Origin of the sequence: Nocardia carnea, assembly GCF_029868325.1 — a bacterium.
GTDB lineage: Bacteria > Actinomycetota > Actinomycetes > Mycobacteriales > Mycobacteriaceae > Nocardia > Nocardia carnea_C.
The window spans coordinates 1-20,835 of record NZ_JARWNW010000142.1 but is presented as its reverse complement, the minus strand read 5'-3'; the positions used below and the strand labels follow the sequence as shown (position 1 = coordinate 20,835).

The 20,835-nt window shown below is 68.5% G+C and carries 23 protein-coding genes; 10 read left to right on the top strand and 13 right to left on the bottom strand.

From position 1 onward, the window contains the following. Positions 1 to 9 precede the first annotated feature (9 nt). Positions 10 to 768, top strand: a complete 759-nt coding sequence (locus QH196_RS10665; RefSeq protein ID WP_280415605.1) for an FAD-dependent oxidoreductase — start codon at positions 10 to 12, stop codon at positions 766 to 768. On the opposite strand, the gene QH196_RS10660 is transcribed toward QH196_RS10665, so the two are convergent. The 3 genes from QH196_RS10660 to QH196_RS10650 form a co-directional block, all read right to left on the bottom strand. Then, positions 738 to 1,022 (bottom strand): hypothetical protein, encoded by a 285-nt coding sequence (locus tag QH196_RS10660; RefSeq protein WP_280415604.1) that lies wholly within the window; start codon positions 1,020 to 1,022, stop codon positions 738 to 740. The two genes, QH196_RS10665 and QH196_RS10660, sit on opposite strands and share 31 nt — an antisense overlap. 61 nt (positions 1,023 to 1,083) lie before the next feature. Continuing rightward, a complete protein-coding gene (gene meaB, locus QH196_RS10655) occupies positions 1,084 to 1,998 on the bottom strand; it encodes a methylmalonyl Co-A mutase-associated GTPase MeaB (RefSeq protein WP_280415614.1) in 915 nt (304 codons plus the stop codon). Positions 1,999 to 2,284: 286 nt separating this feature from the next. Next, the gene (locus QH196_RS10650; protein WP_280415603.1) at positions 2,285 to 3,433 is read right to left on the bottom strand and encodes a thiolase family protein; all 1,149 of its coding nucleotides are present in this window, start codon (positions 3,431 to 3,433) and stop codon (positions 2,285 to 2,287) included. A gap of 100 nt (positions 3,434 to 3,533) precedes the next feature. Between QH196_RS10650 and QH196_RS10645 the strand changes: the two genes are divergently transcribed. The 3 genes from QH196_RS10645 (at position 3,534) to QH196_RS10635 (ending at position 5,798) form a co-directional block, all read left to right on the top strand. After that, positions 3,534 to 4,298, top strand: a complete 765-nt coding sequence (locus QH196_RS10645; RefSeq protein ID WP_033245741.1) for an SDR family NAD(P)-dependent oxidoreductase — start codon at positions 3,534 to 3,536, stop codon at positions 4,296 to 4,298. A gap of 47 nt (positions 4,299 to 4,345) precedes the next feature. Next, positions 4,346 to 5,101, top strand: a complete 756-nt coding sequence (locus tag QH196_RS10640) for an SDR family NAD(P)-dependent oxidoreductase (protein WP_280415613.1) — start codon at positions 4,346 to 4,348, stop codon at positions 5,099 to 5,101. Positions 5,102 to 5,288: 187 nt separating this feature from the next. Further along, on the top strand, positions 5,289 to 5,798 hold the full coding sequence (locus QH196_RS10635) for a pyridoxamine 5'-phosphate oxidase family protein (protein WP_280415602.1): 510 nt from the start codon (positions 5,289 to 5,291) through the stop codon (positions 5,796 to 5,798). Between the two features lie 33 nt (positions 5,799 to 5,831). Here QH196_RS10635 and QH196_RS10630 read toward each other — a convergent pair whose 3' ends face one another. The 4 genes from QH196_RS10630 to QH196_RS10615 are packed head-to-tail and all read right to left on the bottom strand — an operon-like array spanning position 5,832 to position 10,070. After that, positions 5,832 to 6,599 (bottom strand): enoyl-CoA hydratase/isomerase family protein, encoded by a 768-nt coding sequence (locus QH196_RS10630; RefSeq protein WP_280415601.1) that lies wholly within the window; start codon positions 6,597 to 6,599, stop codon positions 5,832 to 5,834. Between the two features lies 1 nt (position 6,600). Beyond that, positions 6,601 to 7,689 (bottom strand): acyl-CoA dehydrogenase family protein, encoded by a 1,089-nt coding sequence (locus QH196_RS10625; RefSeq protein WP_280415600.1) that lies wholly within the window; start codon positions 7,687 to 7,689, stop codon positions 6,601 to 6,603. Further along, positions 7,676 to 8,581 (bottom strand): acyl-CoA dehydrogenase family protein, encoded by a 906-nt coding sequence (locus QH196_RS10620; RefSeq protein ID WP_280415599.1) that lies wholly within the window; start codon positions 8,579 to 8,581, stop codon positions 7,676 to 7,678. The genes QH196_RS10625 and QH196_RS10620 overlap by 14 nt, the downstream gene beginning before the upstream one ends. After that, complete coding sequence (locus QH196_RS10615; protein ID WP_280415598.1) at positions 8,559 to 10,070, bottom strand: class I adenylate-forming enzyme family protein; 1,512 nt, start codon at positions 10,068 to 10,070, stop codon at positions 8,559 to 8,561. Before QH196_RS10615 ends, QH196_RS10620 begins: the two co-directional genes overlap by 23 nt. 103 nt (positions 10,071 to 10,173) lie before the next feature. On the opposite strand from QH196_RS10615, the gene QH196_RS10610 reads away from it, so the two are divergent. Further along, entirely contained in the window at positions 10,174 to 11,241 is a 1,068-nt protein-coding gene (locus QH196_RS10610) for a ferredoxin--NADP reductase (protein ID WP_280415597.1), read from the top strand. Between the two features lie 129 nt (positions 11,242 to 11,370). Here QH196_RS10610 and QH196_RS10605 read toward each other — a convergent pair whose 3' ends face one another. The 5 genes from QH196_RS10605 to QH196_RS10585 form a co-directional block, all read right to left on the bottom strand. Further along, positions 11,371 to 11,889 (bottom strand): DUF1772 domain-containing protein, encoded by a 519-nt coding sequence (locus QH196_RS10605; RefSeq protein WP_280415596.1) that lies wholly within the window; start codon positions 11,887 to 11,889, stop codon positions 11,371 to 11,373. 112 nt (positions 11,890 to 12,001) lie between these two features. Then, the gene (locus tag QH196_RS10600) at positions 12,002 to 13,099 is read right to left on the bottom strand and encodes a PQQ-dependent sugar dehydrogenase (protein WP_280415595.1); all 1,098 of its coding nucleotides are present in this window, start codon (positions 13,097 to 13,099) and stop codon (positions 12,002 to 12,004) included. A gap of 394 nt (positions 13,100 to 13,493) precedes the next feature. Then, on the bottom strand, positions 13,494 to 14,012 hold the full coding sequence (locus QH196_RS10595) for a carboxymuconolactone decarboxylase family protein (RefSeq protein WP_280415594.1): 519 nt from the start codon (positions 14,010 to 14,012) through the stop codon (positions 13,494 to 13,496). 48 nt (positions 14,013 to 14,060) lie between these two features. After that, on the bottom strand, positions 14,061 to 14,504 hold the full coding sequence (locus QH196_RS10590) for a DoxX family protein (protein WP_280415593.1): 444 nt from the start codon (positions 14,502 to 14,504) through the stop codon (positions 14,061 to 14,063). 41 nt (positions 14,505 to 14,545) lie between these two features. Beyond that, positions 14,546 to 15,718, bottom strand: a complete 1,173-nt coding sequence (locus QH196_RS10585; protein ID WP_280415592.1) for a serine hydrolase domain-containing protein — start codon at positions 15,716 to 15,718, stop codon at positions 14,546 to 14,548. Positions 15,719 to 16,005: 287 nt separating this feature from the next. Here QH196_RS10585 and QH196_RS10580 point away from each other — a divergent pair, with 287 nt between their 5' ends. The 3 genes from QH196_RS10580 to QH196_RS10570 all read left to right on the top strand — a co-directional run bounded on the left by QH196_RS10580 (position 16,006) and on the right by QH196_RS10570 (position 18,385). Beyond that, a complete protein-coding gene (locus tag QH196_RS10580; RefSeq protein ID WP_280415591.1) occupies positions 16,006 to 16,881 on the top strand; it encodes a sigma-70 family RNA polymerase sigma factor in 876 nt (291 codons plus the stop codon). 122 nt (positions 16,882 to 17,003) lie between these two features. Next, positions 17,004 to 17,663 (top strand): GAP family protein, encoded by a 660-nt coding sequence (locus QH196_RS10575; protein ID WP_280415590.1) that lies wholly within the window; start codon positions 17,004 to 17,006, stop codon positions 17,661 to 17,663. Between the two features lie 71 nt (positions 17,664 to 17,734). Then, positions 17,735 to 18,385, top strand: coding sequence for a Uma2 family endonuclease (locus QH196_RS10570; protein ID WP_280415589.1), 651 nt, complete (start codon positions 17,735 to 17,737; stop codon positions 18,383 to 18,385). Positions 18,386 to 18,562: 177 nt separating this feature from the next. Here QH196_RS10570 and QH196_RS10565 read toward each other — a convergent pair whose 3' ends face one another. Beyond that, positions 18,563 to 18,910 (bottom strand): DUF6463 family protein, encoded by a 348-nt coding sequence (locus tag QH196_RS10565; RefSeq protein WP_280415588.1) that lies wholly within the window; start codon positions 18,908 to 18,910, stop codon positions 18,563 to 18,565. A gap of 29 nt (positions 18,911 to 18,939) precedes the next feature. Here QH196_RS10565 and QH196_RS10560 point away from each other — a divergent pair, with 29 nt between their 5' ends. Beyond that, positions 18,940 to 19,545 carry a TetR/AcrR family transcriptional regulator gene (locus QH196_RS10560; RefSeq protein ID WP_280415587.1) on the top strand — a complete coding sequence of 202 codons (606 nt, stop codon included), beginning with the start codon at positions 18,940 to 18,942 and terminating at the stop codon, positions 19,543 to 19,545. An 80-nt stretch (positions 19,546 to 19,625) separates the two neighbouring features. Further along, positions 19,626 to 20,513 (top strand): MerR family transcriptional regulator, encoded by an 888-nt coding sequence (locus tag QH196_RS10555; RefSeq protein WP_280415586.1) that lies wholly within the window; start codon positions 19,626 to 19,628, stop codon positions 20,511 to 20,513. The last annotated feature ends 322 nt before the right edge of the window (positions 20,514 to 20,835 follow it).

Below are 20,835 nucleotides of genomic sequence, written 5' to 3'. Positions count from 1 at the left end.
GAGACGACAATGACCGGCACAGGACACACCGACGTTCTCATCGCAGGAGCCGGTATAGCCGGACTCACCGCCGCCCTCGCGCTGCACGCCCGTGGCCTGCGGGTAACGGTGCTGGAGGCCGCCGGGCAGCTCCAGCCTCTCGGCGTCGGCATCAACTTGCAGCCCGCGGCCGCCGACGCGCTCGGCGAGCTCGGCCTGCGCGATGACCTGGCATCTTTCGCCATCCCCACCTCGCAGTCGCTGTACCTCACCCAGGACGGTGTCGAACTGGCGCGCCGCAGTTTCGGTGGCGCGGTTCAGCAGTTCTCCGTGCACCGCGGACAGCTCCAGATGATGCTGTACACCGCCGCCACCGCGCGGCTCCCGGAGGGCTCGATCATCACCGGCGCCCGGGTGGCGTCGGCCCGCGACGAAGGAAGCAGCGTCACCGTCCGCACCACCGGCGGGGACGAGTACACCGGATCCGCCGTACTCGCGGCCGATGGGGTGCATTCGCCGCTGCGCGCCCAGCTGCACCCGGGTACCGCGAGCACGGTGCAGCCGAGGTGTTCACCACCGACGACCGGTGAACAACCTGCCCGTCTGCGCCGCGGCACCTGTAAGGGAAGGGCAGATATTCACAACCACGCCGGTGGGCCGCCGGACCGAGTAGCCGGCCGTGACCCCGCTCGCGCCGATGCCGGAGCCGGCCGGCAGGGTCGGGCCGCCCCGGGCAACTGCGCCCGATATCGGATAATTCAGACTCTGCGCATGAAAGCCATTGTGTAGTACACGCTCTCGATGTTGCGATCGGTCACGCTGACCAGTTGCCAGCCCTGGGATTCGAGCAGTTCGATCGCGTTGACCAGGTGAACGATGGGTTCGAAAACAGCGCGCTGGTAGGCGGCCGCTCCGAAGAGAACTCCGCCGCCGGCCGTATGGACGCTGAGCACGAGGTTCCGACGCGGATAGGACCGCAGGTCCACCGTGCCGTTCAACACGGCGAACACATCGAAAACAGGTCCGGGCGCAGGAGCATTCACATGCCCCATCATCGGGCACACCCACCGGGTACATACCTTTGATCCGCGGTTGCGGCGGTTCTCAGCCCGCGGCTACGTCTTCCACGCGCGCCGTGGGCTCCTGTCGCAGCGCCGCGGGTCTCGGGGAGAGGAGTTCTGCGGCGGTGTAAGGATCGCAGCGACCGGCGGCGACGGCCTCGGCGAGGTTGGTGAGGTCGGGGTGGGAACGCAGTCTTGTGTAGACCAGCGACAGGATCTGCGACCGGGCCCGGGCGGCCCGCCGGGCGGCGGTATCGGCGCGGTGGTGAGCGTCGACGGCCGCGACCAATTCCGGTATCCCGGTGCCGTCGGCGGCGACCGCGGTGAGGATGGGCGCCGCGGATTCGGCGCGCAATTCACGGACGGTCTGATCGGCGCCGGGGCGGTCGGCCTTGTTCACCACCAGCAGATCGGCGACCTCGAGCAGTCCGGCTTTCGCCGCCTGCACCGCATCACCGGCGCCCGGGGTGAGGACCACGATTGTGGGGTCGGCTACCGCGGCGATCTCGATCTCCGATTGGCCGACGCCGACCGATTCGATGACCACGAGGTCGTAGGCCAGCGCGGCCAGTAATCGGATGGCCGCCGGTACCGCCGCCGACAGCCCACCCAGATGCCCGCGCGTGGCCATGGACCGGATAAGTACCTGCGGGTCGTCGATATGGGCGGCCATCCGGATCCGGTCGCCGAGCAGGGCGCCGCCGCTGTACGGGGAGGACGGGTCCACGGCCAGCACGGCCACCTGCACCCCTTTCGCCCGGTAGGCCGTGACCACCGCGGCGATGGTGGTGGATTTACCGGCGCCGGGCGGACCGGTGAACCCCACCACCCGGACCGTCGCGGGCTCGAGGAGCCCCAATACCTCGTCGCGGCGCTCCCCTTCGATCAGCGTGAGCAGCCGGCCCGCCGCGCGCACCGATCCGGCTCGCGCGGCGGCGATCAACGCCGTCGGCTCCATGGCGCCGATTCCGGCGCTATGCGGTCCGGCACCGTCTCGGCCTGGATTCTGCACTCCTTCACTCCTCCACGTCACTCCGCGCTGGGGCCTGCCAGAAACGCCAGACGTTCGGCGGCACCCGATCCTGTATCCGGCCGCAGTCGCCTGTCTCCGTTGCCGTGCCGGACGGGTTCGGGCGCCGGTTCCCCGGAACGGCGGCGGCCAGTCCGGGGACCGCGTTGTCTCGGTCCACGAACCACGGTGCCGAGGTCCACGAACCGGGGCGCCGAGGTCCGGGGCCGAGTCGTCACGGAGCGGCGACCTCGAGCACGGTCGCCGAACCCATACCACCACCGGCACACATCGCCACGATCGCGAGTCCACCACCGCGGCGGCGCAATTCGTGAACGGTCGTGACAATCATTCGGGCTCCCGTGGCGGCCACCGGATGCCCCAGCGAGCAGCCGCTGCCGTTCACGTTCACCAGGTCGGGGTTCAGGTCCAGGGCGCGTACGGCCGCGATGGGCACCGAGGCGAAGGCCTCGTTGATCTCGAAGAGTTTCACATCGCTCAGCGAGATCCCGGCCTTGTGCGCGGCCTTGGTGATCGCTTCGATCGGGGCGAGGCCGGTATCGGCGGGGTCGACGCCCACCGAGGCCCAGGATCGGATGGTGGCCAGGGCCGGCAGGCCCAGTTCGTCGCTGGCGACGGTGAGCAGTGCGGCGCCGTCGTTGGCACCGGCCGCATTGCCGGCGGTGATCGAGAACCCTTCGATTTCGGGGTGCAGGACCTTCAGCGAGGCCAGCTTCTCCATGGTGGTGGAGCGGCGGGGATGCTCGTCCACGGCGAACTGGCCGAACGGGGTGTCGATCGGTACGATTTCGTCGTCGAATCGGCCCTCGTCGATCGCGGCGACGGCATTGCGGTGCGACCGCAGCGCCCAGGCGTCCAGCTCCTCGCGGGTGATCCCGGATTTCACCGCGGCGTTCCAGCCGACGGTGATGGACATATCGAGGTTCGGTGCGTCGGGGCGATCCGGGTGCGAGGGCGAGGTCCACGGATCCACCCATTCGTCGGGCCCGACCCGGAACCGGGCCTTGGGCCCGGTGGAATCGGCGTTGACACCGCCCGCCAGTACCAGCCGGTCCATTCCGGCCCGGATTCCGGCGGCCGCGGTCTGCACGGAGGCCATCCCGGCCGCGCAGTGCCGGTTGTGCGCCAGGCCGGGTACGCCGGTGAGCCCGGCGGTGATCGCGGCGTGGCGGGCGATCACACCGCCGCCGTAGCGCCCCTCCCCGAGGATCAGGTCGTCGACCGGAGCATCGGTTTCCAGCTGTTTTGTCGTCGCTTCGACCACGTGATGGGCGAGGTCGAAGGCGGTGGTTTCGCGCAGAGTTCCCTTCACGGCGGTACCGATCGGGGTACGCAGCGCGGATACGATCACGGCTTCGGGCATCAGTTCACTCCAGTTTCCGCCACGTCGACGATCTTGCCGATATACATGAGAATAGTATTCTCTCAATCTGAGAGCGATAATCGCAAGAGAGGGTAGCGCTATGCAGATCCAGGGAAGTTCGGCGATTGTCGTCGGCGGTACGGGCGGGCTCGGCGAGGCGACCGTCCGGCGACTGCACGCCGCCGGAGCAAAAGTCGTGGTGGCCGATGTCGCCGACGACAAGGGCAAAGAACTGGCCGGCGAACTCGGCATCCGATATGTGCATACCGACGCGACCAGCGAAGAGTCGGTTCAGGCGGCCATCGAGGAAGCGAAATCCCTCGGCCCGCTGCGTATCTCCGTCGATACCCACGGCGGCCCCGCCAGCGGCGGGCGACTGGTGGGCAAGGACGGCTCCCCTCTGGCGCTCGACGGATTCCGCACCACCATCGAGTTCTATCTGACCGCGGTTTTCAACGTCATGCGGCTGTCCGCCGCGGCGATCGCGGAATCCGACCCCACCGAGGAAGGTTCCCGCGGCGTCATCGTGAACACCGCGTCTGTCGCGGGTTATGAAGGCCAGATCGGGCAGCTCCCCTACTCGGCCGCCAAAGGTGGCGTTATCGGGATGACCCTGGTCGCGGCCCGCGACCTGTCCCCGCTGGGCATCCGGGTGGTCACCATCGCACCCGGCACCTTCAACACCCCTGCCTACGGCAAGGCCGCCGACCAGCTGGAACAGTACTGGTCGCCGCAGATCCCGTTCCCGAAGCGGATGGGCCGTTCGCCGGAATACGGGCAGCTGGTGCAGTCGATCGTGGAGAACGACTATCTCAACGGCGAGGTCATCCGCCTCGACGGCGCCCTGCGGTTCCCACCGAAGTGAGTACCACGCAACCGAGCCACGGCGAGGCCGGAAACAGCTCGCTTCCGGTGACGCGCAACGGCCCGCTCGCGGGCAGGGTCGCGTTCGTCGCCGGCGCCAGCCGCGGGATCGGCGCCGCCATCGCCGAGACGCTGGCACAGCAGGGCGCGGCCGTCGCCGTGGCCGCCCGGTCGGAGGAGACCGGGCGGGTCGCGGGAACGATCCATGAAGTGGCCGCGCGAATCGAAGCCGCGGGTGGCCGCGCACTCGCGGTGCCCTGCGATGTGACCCGCGAGGATTCGGTACGCGAGGCGGTATCCGCGGCCGTTGCCGAATTCGGCGGGCTCGATATCCTCGTCGCGAACGCCGGCGTGCTGTGGCTGGGCCCGGTGGAGAGCACTCCACTCAAACGCTGGCAGCTGTGCCTGGATGTCAACCTGACCGGAGTTTTCCTGGTGACCCGCGAGGTGATTCCGCATATCCGTGCCCGCGGCGGCGGCGCACTCATCGCTGTCACGACCACCGGGGTCGGTATGACCGATCGGGGCGCCAACGCCTACTGGGTGTCCAAGGCCGCGGTGGAACGTCTGTACCTGGGGCTGTCCGCGGATCTACGGCCGGACAATATCGCGGTGAACTGTCTCAGCCCGTCGCGCGTCGTACTCACCGAAGGCTGGCGCGCGTCGGGCGGCGGCGATATCCCGGCCGAGATGGTGGAACCGCCCGAGACGATGGGCCGGGCCGCGGCCCTGCTCGCCGCGCAGAACGCCACCGGGATCACCGGCACGATCCAACGCTCGGAGTCGCTACTCGCCACCCGCTGAGGACGCGGACGAGGTCGACCGGCCGGCGTTTCACCGCACTGTTCAACGCATCGGCGCCGGTCGGCGCAACACCATTGCCACAGGGCTCCGCATTCCGGGGCGGGATTCGGTGGCGGCACGATCTCCGCCGATGAGATTCCGGCCCGGGATCGGTCTGTAGATGTACCCGACCGTGTGGAGGTACATCATGCCGATCGACACCATCAATCTGGACGGCTACGGAAACGCCCCGCTGCCGTGGTCGCGGGCCGCCGACGCCCTGGCGAACTATGTGGCCGACCCCGGGTCCACTGCCTTTCTCAGCACGTGCTGCCCGAACGGGCGCCCGCATACGAACGGTATCGGCGCCGTGTGGATGGACGACGGGTTCTATTTCGTGAGCGGGCCGTCCACCCGTAAGTCCCGCAATCTCGCCGCGCAACCGTACTGCACTGTTACGGCCCAGCTCGAGGGTATCGATGTGGTCGCCGAGGGCACGGCCGTGATCGTCACCGACCCCGCCACCCTGGAGCGTGTCGCCGCCTACTATCGCGAGCACGGGTGGCCGGTCGAGGTCCAGGGCGCGGCCTTCACCGCGCCGTTCAACGCGCCGAGCGCAGGCCCGCCGCCCTGGCACCTGTACTACCTGGCGCCACGCTCGGTGGTGGGGGTCGCCACCGCGGAGCCCCACGGAGCCACCCGCTGGAACCTGCTCTGATTCCGGCGTTCTGCAGTGGAGCGGTACCGGACGCTACTTCTTTCCCGAGGTGAGCCGGGTGATCGTGGTGTGGAAATCGTCGGTCTGGAAGGACTGGTACTCCGCGGTGAGCGCGTAGTCCAGGGAGGTGAGCACGGCCTTCTCCAACTGCATGTTCAAAACCCGCTTGGTCGCCTCGACAGCCTGGCGGGGCATTTCCGCGATCCGTTTCGCGCAGGCCAGTGCCTCGGCCATCGGATCGCTGACGACGTGGTTGGCCAGCCCCATTTCCCGGGCGCGTTCGGCGGGGATACGGGCACCGGTGAGGGCGTATTCCTTCGCCAGCAACAGGCTGGTGTGCAGCGGCCAGGTCAGTGGCCCCCCGTCGGCGGCGACCAATCCCACTTGAACGTGCGGGTCGGCGAGATAGGCGCTTTCGGCCATGTAGACGATATCGCTGAGCGAGACCAGGCTACAGCCCAGACCCACGGCGGGGCCGTTGACCGCGGCCACCACCGGGACCCGGCAGCGCGCCATCCCGAGGACGATATCGCGGCCGTGCGCAATGGTCTTCTCGCGCAGCACCGTATCCCGGCCGAGCTCTTCGAGATAGTTGAAATCACCACCCGCCGAGAACGCCTTTCCGGCACCGGTGAGCACCACAGCCCGCACTTCGGGGTCCTCGGACAGCCGCGGCCACAGCCGCGCCAGCCCGGTGTGCAGGGCATCGTTCACGGCATTGAGCGCGTCCGGCCGGTTCAAGGTGACGATACGCAGCGGACCGTCGGCCCGGACGTCGATTTCCGGTGGCAGATCGTACATTTCAGACTCCCAATCCGAGGATGCGTGCGGCGATGATGTTCTTCTGGATCTGCGAGGTCCCGCCCATCACGCTCTGCGCGCGGCTGTACAGGTAGGAACCGAACATCTCCTGGTCACCGGTTCCGGCGACGGTGAGGGCGGCATGCCCGACCGCTTGGTCGACCCAGGTCATGAGCAGTTTGTCCAGGGAGCCCTGCGGTCCGTGGGTGACGCCGTCGAGCTGTTCGGACAGACGGCGGCGTACGTGTAGCCGCAGCATCTCCGATTGCACCGCGGCCCAGGCCAGTTCGTCGGGCGTCCGGCCTTCCACCCGGGCGGCCAGCTGCCGCACCAGTTTTCCGTACCGCGCGGCATAGCCCAGAGTGGAGGGTTCACGTTCGTGCCCGACCACGGTCATCGCGAGTTTCCAGCCTTCGCCGGGCGCACCCACCATCTGGCCGGCGGGGACGCGCGCGCCGTCGAACAGCACCTGACCGAACTCGGTCGTCACACCGCTCATCATTTCCAGCGGCCGCTGCTGCACACCGGGCTGTTTCATGGCGATGACGAACGCCGAGATACCTTTGTGCCGGGGCGCTTCCGGGTCGGTGCGGGCCAGCAGCAGACACCAATCGGCGATATCGGAATAGCTGGTCCAGATCTTGTGCCCGTGGATCACATACTCGTCACCTTCGCGGGTGGCGGTGGTGGTGAGTGCGGCGAGGTCCGATCCGGCGCCCGGTTCGCTGAATCCCTGGCACCAGCGCTGGCTGCCGTCGATCATGCCGGGCAGGAACCGGCGGCAAAGTTCGGGGCTCGCGTGCCGGCCCAGCCCTTGGATCAGATAGCCCAGGCTCGGTCGTGGCGGTGCGCCCGCGATGGCCAGTTCTTCGTCCAGGATCACGTCGTAGACCGGTGGCAGATCCTGGCCGCCGTACTCGCGCGGCCAGGACAATCCGAAGAATCCGGCCCGGTACAGCTCGGCATGCCATTCACCTTGCCGCGCCCAGTACTCGTCGCCTGAGGTGGGGTACTTACCCGCGACGCCGGCGAGCCAGTCGCGCAGCCGCTGCCGGAATGCTGCTTCTTCCGGGGAATCACGATAGTCCACGACCGGCCTCCTCCAGGCGTACGGGAAACAGTTCGGTGGACACCAGGGCCCGCCGCAGATACACGTGGGCCAGGCATTCCCAGGTGTTGCCGATTCCGCCGTGCACCTGGATGGCGGTTTCGCAGACGGTGCGGGTGGCACGGGCGGCGTAGATCTTGGCGATCCGTGCCGCGCGCAGCGCTTCGGCCGGGTCGAGTTCGTCGACGGCCCAGGCGGCATGCCACAGCACGCTGATCGACCCCTCGATCAGGGCCTCGCTGTCGGCCAGCAGATGGGCCACCGCTTGATAGGAGCCGATCGAATTGCCGTATTGCTCCCGCATTTTCGCGTACTCCACCGCGAGCCGCTGCGCACCGCGCGCCGCACCGACCAGATCGGCGCAGGTGATGGTGAGCGCCAGCGCCTGCCAGCGGTCGCGGTGGGCGTCGGAGATATCCCCGCGCGGCTCCCACGGGCCGACGGCGGCGGCGGTACCGCGGGTGAGGTCGGCCCCGGGAAGAGAATCACCGACATATCCGGCCAGCAGCCGTCCGTCCGCCAGTTTCAGCACCCGGTCGCTACCGCGGGCGTCGATCGCGTTCCCCTCCACCGCGATCGTCCACCGTGCCGTCTCGCCGTCGGACCGGCCGTGCAGATCATCGGCGAGTACCGGCCCGAGCAGCGCGACATCCACCAGCCCGCGCCCGAATTCCTCGGCGACCAGCGCCACCTCGACCCCGGAGGCGCCGTCGGACCGCAGATCCCGGAACCCGGTCGCCGCCACCGCGTCCTCGAGCCGGGCCCGGCGTTTCTCGTCGGCAAGGTCCAGAACCGAACCGGGCCCCAGCTCGTCGGCCAGTTTCGCGGCCGCGTCCCGGAGTTGCCGCTGTTCACTCGTCAGCCGGACGTCCATAACGCTCCTTCAGCACTCGCCGCAGCACCTTGCCGGACGGCAGGCGCGGGATTTCGTCCACGAACAGCACCTGCCGCAACCGCTTGTAGCCGGCCAGCCGCTGTTCGACCGTGGCCATCAGCTCATCGGCCGTGACGGGCGCCGCGGTCGCGACCGCGGCCACGATCGCCTCCCCGTTCGCCCCGTCGGGGACACCGAACACCGCACAGTCCGACACCGCGTCATGGCCGTGCAGGACGGTTTCGATCTCCGCGGGCGCCACCTGGAATCCGCGGACCTTGATCATTTCCTTGGACCGGTCGGTGAGCCGCAGCCAGCCGCCGGCGTCCAGATTCCCGACATCACCGGTGCGGTACCAGCCGTCGTCGAACGCGGCCGCGGTCGCGGATTCGGGCAGATACCCGGCCATCACCGACGCCGCGCGCAGCTGGATTTCGCCGTCTTCTCCCGGGGCGACCGGTGTGCCGTCGTCCAGCGATACCACCCGCACCTCGACTCCGGGCACGGCCTTGCCCACACTGTCCAGTCGCGGCCCGTCGAGCGGACTGCACGCGATCACCGGTAGTTCGCTCGCCCCGTATGCGGGGAGCCAGGTGACGCCGGTCCGGCGGGTCACGGTTTCGGCGACGCTGGCCGTCACCGGCGTCGCGCCCCACATGATGTAGCGGAGCGAGGACAGGTCGTAGGACTCCAGGTCCGGATACTGCGCCATGGCCAAGGCGATCGGCGCGACCGCCATCTCGATGGTGATCCGGTCGGATTGGATATGCGCGAGCACTTTCTGCAGGTCGAACCGGCGATGCAACCGCACCCAGCAGCCGGTTTCGAGGGCGGTGACGATATTGAGGATGCCGAGGATATGCGAGGGCGGGGTCGCGACCTGGATCCGATCGCCGGGGCCCAACCCGAGCGCGTCCTGCCAGTGCCGCACCGCCGCCGCGAAGGACCCGTGCGTATGTCGCACCGCCTTGGGCAAACCGGTGGTGCCCGAACTGAATACGAGGACGGCGTCGGCGGCGGGGTCGGGAGTGCCGAATGTGCGGGTGACGGCGGGCAGCGGATCGTCCAGCGACACCATTTCGCTGAGGCCGGCGAGTACCGGATGATCGCCGACGGCGTGGCGGGCGCCGGTGATCTCGAGCGCGTGTGCGACCTCGGTGTCCTTCCAGGCCGGGCTCAGCAGCACCACCGCAGCCCCCAGCCGCCATATCGCCAGTACCGCGGTCACGAATTCGGGCCGGTTGGACGACATCAACGCCACCCGCTCGCCGGGCCGGACCCCGCGCGCCGCCAGCGCCTCGGCCAAGCCGTCGGCCATGGCGTCCAGATCGGCGCGGGTGTACTCGTTTTCCTCGAATGCGAGGACGGTGGGCTCCGTCCGCCCTGCCGACGCTGCCGCCCCGGGCGCACCCGCGGGCGCGGCAGCCGCCTCGCCACCTGCGGGGACTGTGGGCTCGGGAACCCCCGCGGGGACTATGGCCTCACTCATCTGCCGCCGCCCCCGATCCGATAGCACTTCATCGCTGTTCCTATCCGAATTTGAGAATACTATTCTCGCCTGGATAGAATCTTAATACCAGAAGGAGGCGACCATGGCGAGACCACCGATGTTCCGGCGCGCGAAGGTGACCCGGATCGTCAAGGAAACACCCGATACCCGCACCTTCGTGCTGGAACCGGAGGACGGGCCGTTCTCCTATCAGGCCGGTCAGTTCTGCACCTTCAAGGTCATCGTCGACGGCAAACCGCTGTTCCGGTCGTACTCGATGTCCAGCGCCCCCGAAACCGATACCGAGTTCATGACCACGGTCAAACGTGTCCCCGGCGGGGCGGTGTCGAACTGGATGCACGACAACCTCAGCGAGGGCGACGAGGTCGAACTGACCGTGCCCACCGGCCGGTTCTGCCTGCGTGAAGGCGATGTCCCGGTGCTCGGTTTCTCCGGCGGCAGCGGTATCACCCCCATCATCTCGCTGGCCAAGAGCACCCTGGCAAGCACCGGCCGTACGGTCCGGCTGCTGTGCGCCGACCGCGACCGCCCTTCGGCCATCTTCGAAGCCGCCCTGGACGAACTGGCGGCGAAGTATCCGGACCGGTTGACCGTCGTCCGGCACCGCGACGACGAACACGGGTACGTGGATGCGACGAAGGTCCGCGAATTCGTCGGCGAGCACACCACTGGGGACGCCTATATCTGCGGCCCCGAACCGTTCATGGAACTGGTGGAGAACGCACTCCCCGGGCCGGGCCGGATCTTCTCGGAACGCTTCGGTGGCGCCGCCCCCGCACAACCCGCACCGCCCACCGCGGCCCCGGCTACCGAACCTCCGGCCACCCAGCCGGTTTCGGCCCCCACCGCCTCGTCACCGGATCCCGCGGAGACCGAACAGGGCACGGTCACCATCTTCATCAACCGGAAGAAGAAATCCGTGCCTCGCCGCGACGGCGAAACCCTCCTCGAAAGCGCCCGCCGGGCCGGCTTGACTCCCCCGTTCTCCTGCGAATCCGGTAACTGCGCCACCTGCATGGCCAAACTCACCGAAGGCAAGGCCACCATGCGGGTCAACGACGCCCTCACCGACGACGATCTCGAGGAGGGCTACATCCTCACCTGCCAGGCGGTACCCGATACCCCGTCGGTCACCGTCCGCTACGAATAGCCTCTCCCCGGAGCCAGAGGGCACCGCCGACAGCTGCGGACACTCGTCACGGACGGCACGAATCCGGCCGCCGGACCAACGGAAACCGCCGCAACGCGCGTCGATCCGCGCCGGGCTACCGGCATGCGGTCAACCGGCCGCCTGCACCCGTCCCCACTGCACCAGCGCCCACGCCAGGCAAGCGAACGCCACTCCGCTCGTCACCACGCGGACGTAATTCCACGTCACCCACCGCGCCTCGTCGAACGCCGCCCGCACCGCCGCGGGATCCGCCATCTCCGCCGGCGCGCCGGCAGCTTTCAGCGCGTCGTTGAGCGGCAGATGCACCGCCACGGTGACCACAACCGCCACCAGGTAGAGCACCGCCGCGACCGCCGTCCACAGGAGAACTGACGATCGTCCCTGGCCGAGTTGCAGCAGCACCGCCGCCACCGACAGGACGAGTGCACCCATGAAGACCAGCAGGAACAGGGGATTCACCAGCGCCCGGTCCATGGCCTGGAATGATCCGATGAACGTCCGGTCGTCCGTCGACCGCAGCCCGGGCATGACCGCCAGCGAATAGGTGCCGAAAACCCCCGCCATGAAACCCGTGGCCACGGTCGCCGCCACCAGCACCGTCGCTCGTACCCCGTCCAGCATTCCCATACCTCGTTCGAGTAACTCGATGCCTCGCCCGAGGCAGACCCCTACGAGATCCGCAGGTGGACAAGGGCTACCGTACCGGTGTCCCCCGAAATCCAGAACCGTCTCGCGGTCGTCAGTTGCCGAACTCCACGCGCAGGATACGGTCGTCGCCGGGGGCCGGGTCGCCGCGACCGTCGGTGTTGTTGGTCAGCACCCATAGCGAACCGTCCGGGGCGATGGTGACATCACGCAGACGCCCGTACTCGCCGACGAGATGTTCGGTCGAGGTGGCGAGACCGTCGAGCGGGATCTGCCGCAGCCGTTCGCCCCGCAGGTTCGCGAGGTGGATGGCGCCGCCGCTGATCGCCATACCACTGGGGCTCGCTTCGTCCGGCCGCCACTGCTGAACCGGGTCGAGGAAACCCGCGCGGCCGGCGATACCTTCCACCTCGGGCCAGCCGTAGTTGCCGCCGGGTTCGATCACATTGAGCTCATCCCAGGTGTCCTGCCCGAACTCGCTCGAATACAGGGTGCCGTCCGCGGACCACGCCAGGCCCTGGGGATTGCGGTGCCCGTAGCTGTAGACCAGAGACCCGGGGAAAGGGTTGTCCTCGGGCGCCCGCCCGTCCGGGCTCATCCGCAGAATTTTGCCGGTGGGTGCATTACGGTCCTGCGCGCTGCCGCGGTCCCCGGCATCGCCGACAGTGGCATACAGCATCCCGTCGGGACCGAAAGCGATCCGGCCACCGTTGTGGAACCTGGCGGCCGGGATACCGTCCAGCAGTATTTCCCCGTCTCCGAGGCCGAGACTGCCCGGCTCCCCGGTGAGGTCGTATCGTTCGATCCGGTTCTCGCCGCCGGCCGTGTAATAGGCGTAGAGGCTGTCCTCGCGCACGGCGATACCCAGCAGGCCCCCCTCACCCGCCGGCGCGACCCCCGCGATCACCCCGGCCTCGCGCGGGTCCCCCTGGGCATCGAGTTCGAGAATGCGCGCCGAATCCCGTTCGCTCACCAGCGCGGTGTCCCCGTAGAACGCGACCGACCAGGGCGCGGCGAGGTCTGTCGTGATGGTTGTGATCGCCCCGTCCGGCGAAGAAGAAGGAGAGGCGGCCGGAGGTTCGTCCGAAGTGCGACCCGCCGGATCCGTGCCCGGGCCGGGCGCGCACGCGGCCAGCACACCGGCGACCAGAATCGGGGCGATGACCCCGGTGAAACGCCGCCGCCCTGTCATCGCTGCTCGCTTGCCCCGCCGTCGTCGACCGCCCTGGTGTGCCGACTGCGTGCTCCGGCGACGCGAGCGGGGCCGATCTCGCCGCAACCGCCGCGGCTACCTCGCTGATGTTCCCGCCGCATGTCTTGTTCCTGCTGCCGGGAGCACCGGCCGGCACGGACCACGCCGGTCCGATCGCTCGATGTCATGGTTTCGAGGCTACGACCTGGGCCACGGCATCTGCCGGCTTTCCCGCATCCCTGTTCGATCGCGAAGCCCGCGCGCGACGGGGGCCATATGAGCACACCGCGGTTCCTCGGGCCGGCCGAGCCCGTGGTCCAGCAGCGGAACCCGGACGGGGGCACCGGACGCGCGGGGCCGGGGCAATAATTGCCCCGGCCCCGCAGCCGGTGGTTCAGAACTGCCGGGCCGGTACCGGCGTCCACTGTTCGGCCGGCGGCCGGCCGGGCAGCGGTTTACCGATGAGGGCCAGCGGGACGAAGAAGTTCACCTGCCCGATGGCCATCGCCAGAGTCGCCAGGGCCGTGTCGTCGTAGTGTTCGGCGACACCGGCATAGAGCTCGTCGGGTACGCGTTCACCGTGCGGTGCCGGTTGCAGTACCGCCTCCACCAGGGCCAGCGCCGCCCGTTCGGCCTCGGTGAAATAGGGCGCGTCACGCCAGGTGGCGACCGCGGCGATACGTTCCTCGGATTCGCCGGCCCCGCGCAGGTTACCGGCGTGCAGGATGGCCAGGTAGGTGCTGCCGGTGAGCTGTCCGGCGCGCAACTGGACCAGGCCGATCGTGGCCCGTGGGATCGCACCGTTGCCAGTGGCCTTGAACAGCGCCGCGCCGACCTCGCCCAGTGCCGGGACGAGCTGCTGCGGGTTCGGCAGGCGGGAGGTATCGGTCTGCTGTGTGGTGTTCGCGTTCATAACTGTTCGTTTCCTCTCTGTTGTGGTGAATCGGTGGTGGTCGACCGGTCAGGCGGGTTGGGGACCGCGGCTCCCGCCGAGCACTCGCAGCCCGGCCGTCGTCGAGGTGCCCTGCGGCAGCCAGGCGCGAGCGGCGAAGGTGCAGGCGGCGAAGGCCAGCGGCATCACCCATTTGTCCGGGCCGTCGCCGGCGGCGAGATGGGAGGTGGCGGCGCCGCCGTACACGAAGACCAGTCCGGCGTAGGCCCATTCCTTGGTGCGGGGGTGGCCGGGGGTGAGGATTGCGGCGAGCGCGGCGGTTTTGGCGACGCCGAGCATCGTGGCGAAGTACATCGGGTAGCCGAGATGGTCGAACGAGTCGCGGACGTAGGAGATCCGGGCGAGGTCCCAGTAGGCGCCGACCGCGGTTTCGGCCAGAACGGCCGCCACGGGAACCCAGCGCGCGAGTTTCAGGCCGCGGGACTTCAGCAGCGAAGTGGTGCGAGTGGACATGGTTGTACTACTCCTCGATAGCCGGGAAAGGGTGGGGGGTGTCAGGCGGCCGCTGCGAAACCGGCTTCGGTCGCCGCGCGGTGGATGACCGCTGCCAGCCGGGCATTTTCGGGTGCGTTGAAAGCGAAGGCGGCGCGGCGGCGGGTGTAGCCGTAGGCGAGACCGCTGTGCGGGTCCGCGAACCCGTCCGAGCCCGCGGACCCGGTATGCCCGAAGGCATGCGCACCGAGGAACGGGTACAGCAGACTTTTGGCCTCGAATCCCAGTGCGTACGGTGCGCGGTCGCCACGTACCAGATCAGTTCCGCTGGAATGGATCGCGGAGATGGTGGCGATCGTGTCCAGGGTCAGCAGCGGTTCCCGGCCGTCGATACCGGTGACGGCCGCCGCATACATCGCGGCCAGTCCGTTCGCACTGCCGACGCCGCCGGCCGAGGCTTGGCCGAGCCGGCGCAGGGCCGGGTCGTTGGGCAGTGCCATGACGTCGGCGGCGGTGAAGCCGCGGGCGTTGAGGTTGTAGGAGATCCCGGCCATCCCGTGCGGATTCGGTGAGTTCGCGGCGAACGCGGCGGCCATCTCCGGGCTCGCTCGCCAGGGCCGGATCGGCAGGTACCGGTGATCCAGTTCCGCGGGCAGGCCCAGGTACACGTCCAACCCGTACGGGGCACGAATACGCTGCTCGAACAGCTCCTGGACGGTACTGCCGGTCACCGCGCGCACCACCTGGCCGACGATGGCGTAGGTGACGAATCCGCCGTAACCGTGCACCGTACCCGGTTCGAAGTACGGCCGCTGCCCCACCAGCCGTTCGGCGATGAGTTGTTCGTCGGCCAGTTCGGCGAGGGTGAAACCGCCGTCGGCGCCGATGATGCCGCAGCGGTGCACGAGGACGTCGCGGACCGTGATCCGCTGCTTACCCGCGGCGGCGAACCGCGGCCAATAGTGGGCGACCGTGCGGTCGATATCGAGCACACCGTCCTGGATCAGCAAGGCGACCACCAGGCCCGCTGCCCCTTTGGACGTCGAATGCAGGCCGGTCAATGTCGAGGCGTCGACCTCCGGGCCCGCCCACAGGTCGACGACCCGCCGGCCGCGGACACAGGCGGCCAGCTGTGCGCCGGATTCGCCGTTCTCCTCGGCGACGACTGCGGCGAATTCACGGCGCACCTCTTCGTATCCGTCGGCGACGGTTCCGTGCACTTCTGTCGGCTCCATGATTCTGATTCCCTTCGGTGACTGCTGAGCGGCCGCCTGCCGCCGAGCGTTCGGCGGCCACGGTTCGTGGTCTGCCGCATTGACGTACGGCGGAACGACAACGTGACCGCAACGGGAAAACCCGCTGGTAGAAACCTGTTCCCGGAGGAACGTCGCGGTCGGCGGCAGGTCCGGAGACCACCCGTACTGCGATCCGATACACCGCCAGGAAAGCGGCCACGCAATGATGCAGTCACGTCCACAGCCGCCGATCCGTCATCGGTACAGGACGAATCGAGGAGGATCCCGTGCACGACGACCAGTTCCTGGCCGACCGTTTCGAAGAGCACCGCACCCACCTGCGCGCGGTCGCCTACCGCATGCTCGGCTCGCTCACCGACGCCGACGATGCGGTGCAGGAGACATGGCTGCGCCTGGCCCGCACCGACACCTCGGAGGTCGGCAATATGGGCGGCTGGCTGACCACGGTCGTCGGACGGGTGTGCCTGGATATGCTCCGCAGCCGCAAGACCCGCCACGAGCAACCTCTGGAGACCGAGCATCTACCCGACCCGGTGATCGTCAGCGAGACCACGCTCGACCCGGAAAACGAAGCGGTGCTGGCGGATTCTGTCGGACTGGCACTCCTGGTCGTGCTGGATTCGCTGAGCCCCGCCGAGCGGCTTGCCTTTGTCCTGCACGATATGTTCGCCATGCCGTACGAGCAGATAGCGCCGATCGTCGACCGCACCCCGCAAACCGCGAAGAAGCTCGCCAGCCAGGCGCGCCGCCGGGTCCAGGGCGCCACCCCGAGCCCGGGCCTGCCCCGGCAACGCCGCGTCGTCGACGCTTTCCTCGCCGCCGCCCGCGGTGGCGACTTCGACGAACTACTCCGCTTGCTCGACCCCGATGTCGTTCTGCGCGCGGATGCGGGCGAAACGATGCGCGTGATCCGTGGCGCCGCCGCCGTCGCCGGCCAGGCCGAAACCTTCCGGCGCATGGCCACCACCTGCACCATCCACCCCGCTGTGGTCAACGGCGGCGCGGGCCTGGTCAACACCCTCGACGGCACCCCGTTCTCCGTGCTCGGCTTCACCGTCACCGGCGAGCGCATCACCGCCATCGACATCCTCGCCGACCCTGCCCGCCTCACCCGCCTCGACTTGACCGCAGTCCTCGGCTGACCCGGCAGCCGAGCCCCGTACGATGCCCAGCGCAGCGCCCTGGGTCACGATGCGCCAACGACACGAAGGCGCAGCAGTGCAGCGAGGGCTGTGAACCGGAGCTGTGTCCTACTGTCCAGCAGATGGGCACTGTGATCGGTGATCTGCTCCCGCTGGCGGTCGGGGTGGCACTCTCCCCCATCCCGATGATCGCCGCGATCCTGATGATCCTGTCGGCCGATGCCGGCACAGCCGGGCGCGGGTTCGCGGTCGGCTGGGTCGCCGGTATCGCGGCCGCCACCGTGATCGTGGTGTTGCTGGCCGGTCCGCTGGGCGGCGGAGGTGATCGGGAACCGTCGGCGGCGGGAGCGTGGGTGAAGATCGTGCTCGGCATACTGCTGCTGGGGCTGGCCGCGGCGCAGTGGCGGTCTCGCGCCGATACCGCGATACCCGGCTGGATGAGCGCCATCGACACACTGACCGTGCGGCGGGCGGCCGAATTGGGTGCGCTGCTCTCCGCGGTGAACCCGAAGAACCTGCTGCTGTGCCTGTCGGCCGGCGTGGTGATCGGGTCCAGCGGTACCAGTGTCGGCGGGCAGGTGGTCGCTGTCATCGTGTTCACGGTGCTGGCCGCGTCCAGCGTGCTGTTCGTGATCCTCGGCTACACCCTGGCCGCGGACCGGCTGCGCGCCCCGCTGGACCGGGTACGGACGTGGTTGCAGGACAACAACCACGTGATGATGGCGATCGTTCTGGTCGTCATGGGCGCAGTTGTCGTAGGGAAGGGAATCGGCGGCCTGTGAACACGAGGCTCCCGGTGTTTCGAATCGCTACACAGCTGCTCGGCGGCCTGTTCTCCGCATACGATTGACCCATGTCCTCGTCTCGGATCGAGAAGCCCGACCTCCCCGAATACATGACTTGGGAGGAACTGGAGCGGCTACCCGAGGAGATCGCCGATCAGATCGAACTCTGGGAGGGCCGCGTGGTGTGGTTGCGGCGCGGACCTCGCGAACACCAGAAGTTCACTCGTCGTCTGGTGAACGAGATCGAGCGCTGTTCACGCGTGGACATGTCCATGCGTCCCGAACAGTGCTGGGAGGTCGAATCCGAAACCAACGTTTTTCTGGGAACGAGTGGAAAGTCGGATTTCCTCACTCCGGACTTCCTCGTGCACCGGTGCATTCCCTCATACCAGGATGTTCGAGCCGCCGATACGGTGCTGGTCGGCGAGGTGTTGTCACCATCCAATACACAAACCGATATCGAGGCCGAGAAGAGCCGGTACGCCGCCGCAGGCATCGTCTGGTATTGGGAAGTAACTCTTCAACGGGATGTCAGCGCCATCGCCAAGATCCGGGCGTACGGGCTGGAAACCGGTGTCGCCACGCTGCCCGAAGGCGTCCGCCCGCTGCACCGATCCGACTACCGGCTGGTCGGCGAATGGACACCCGCGAACGAGGCAGGAGTGCAGTTCGGATACCCCTTCCCGATCGACATTCCCTGGGCCTCCCTCGCGTTCTGAGCCGCCGTTGCCGTCCAGGGCACCTGCGGTCGCTCCCTCCGCCCGCGCTCTGGACGAAGAGAGCGACCGCACAGTTCAGCGGACGATATGCCGGCCTCGGCGGAACACCGGCACCTCGCCTGCTATCGCCGCACGACACCACTATCCCCGGCACGCCGCGCGTCGCGAACCGGGCTCTCAGGTCGCGACCCGAGCCACCGTGTGGCGTCTGCTCCAGCCGACCGCACCGAATGCGAGGGGCAGGAGCAGGCTGAGGAAACCCGAAACGGGCATGTAGACCAGCCCGAAGGCGGCCAGTACCGCAATGGCGGCGAGGATCGGCGCGGTCACGAATCCGCGGGCCCGCTCGACCTCGAGGACCGCGATCCCCAAACCGACGGCGAGGACACCGAATGCGGTGAACCAGAAGGACAGTTCGGAGTCCTGGTCCTGCGTCGCCCAGACGACGATCCCCATGGCGGTATGAACCGACCCGATGAACACGAGCAGGCCGCCGACCACCGGAACCCTAGTTTTTGAATCCATATTCTAAAACTATGTCCTAAACTGACCCGGTGGCAAGACCCCGGCGTTTCACCGATGATCAGGTCCTCGACGCAGCCCGCGACCTACTCGCCGACCCCGCGATCACCCGGCCGGGAATCGCCGCGATCAGCGCCGCCTCCGGCGTGCACACCGGATCGATCTACGTACGTTTCGCCTCCCGCGACGAACTGCTCGCCCGTCTGTGGCTCCGCTCGATCCGCCGCTTCCAGGCCGGGCTCATCGACGCACTGTCCGGACCGGACCCACTGCTCGCCGCCGCGGCGTACCTGCCGCGCTATTGCCGCGAGCACCCTACCGAGGCACGCGCGATGAAGATGTTCCACCGCGACGAACTGCTCGATACCGGACCGGACGATCTGAAAGCCGCGATAGCCACCGTCAACGACGAGATGAATGCCGCCATACGTGACGCCGTGACCGCGGAGTTCGGCATCGCCGACGAATTCGGTATGACCGTCGCCACCGCCGCGATCAAAGCCATCCCCTACGGCCTGGTCCGCGACTACATCGCACGCGCCGCCCCGATCCCGGCGTGGGTCGACGATATCGCCGCCACCGCGTCCACCGCCGTCGTGCGCGAGTTCGGCCGCCGAACCGGCGCCCACCAGCACTGATTCCGCTCCACCGATGACGGCCGGGCCGCGCGCGCGGCAGGGCTTGACCTTCCACCCGCTGGAAGGTTCACGCTGTACTCGTGACCGACCGCGACACCTTGTTCACCATCGGCCGGCTGGCACAGCGCACCGGCCTCGACGCCAGGACCATCCGGTTCTGGTCGGATGCGGGTCTGGTGCCACCCACCACCCGCAGCCCCACCGGGTACCGGCTGTACGACACCGAAGCCGTCGCCCGGCTCGAACTGGTACACACGCTGCGCGAACTGGACCTCGATACGGCCACCGTGCGCGCGGTGGTGGAACGACAGACCAGTCTGGCGGAAGTGGCGGCCGCGCACGCACGCGCTCTGGACGCCGAGATCCGCACGCTGCGGGTACGACGCGCGGTCCTGCGATCCGTCGCACAACGCAACAGCACCACCGAGGAGTTGAGAATCATGCACGAACTCGCCACCCTGTCCGCCGCCGAACGCCAGCGGATCATCGACGATTTCGTCGACGAAGCGTTCGCGGGTATCGAACCGGACGCCCCCGGCGCCCATATCGCCAACGGCATGCGATCGATGCCCGCGACCCTGCCCGACGATCCGTCACCCGAACAGGTCGACGCCTGGATCGAACTGGCCGAACTGGTCCGCGACCAGGGTTTCCGCGAGCGCTGCCGGGAAATGGCGGTCACCGGCGCCCGCGGCGAGGCGCAGATCCCGGAGGTCGACATGAGCGCCGGAACCACCGCTGTCGAAGCCGATATCGCACCTGAATCCGAGGAAGGGGCCGGCATACTCGACCGAGCGGTTCCGGCGGACACCGACCGAGCCGCCCTCGCGGATCAACTGGCCACATTCACCGATCGCCGGGTCGAGCGTTACTGGTCGCTGCTCGGCATCATCAACGGCTGGCCGGCCCGTCCCCCGATGGTCCCGGGCGCCGAATGGCTGATCGCCGCGCTGCGGGCCCACGCATAAAGGCCCTGCTGCACAACGCCCTTCTCGGGCTTCGCCGGCGGGGGCAGGCGGTCTTCTCGTGCCAACGGGCAGAATGCCGACGCCCGATCCCACTGTCCACCCCCCGCGCCCCGGGCGCCGGGGGGGGGGGCAGGGCCCACCGAGGAGCCGGGAGGTGGGGGGAGGGGGGCGGCCCCGCGGCGTACACCGCGCAACTCGCTCGCGAGTTTCGCCGGGTCAGTGTCTAAAGCGACCCGATTTTCGTGCACGATGGCAACGCCTGGTCCTCGGCGGGCGTGACCGCCGGGATGGATCTCGCCCTGGCTCTCGTGGAGGATGATCT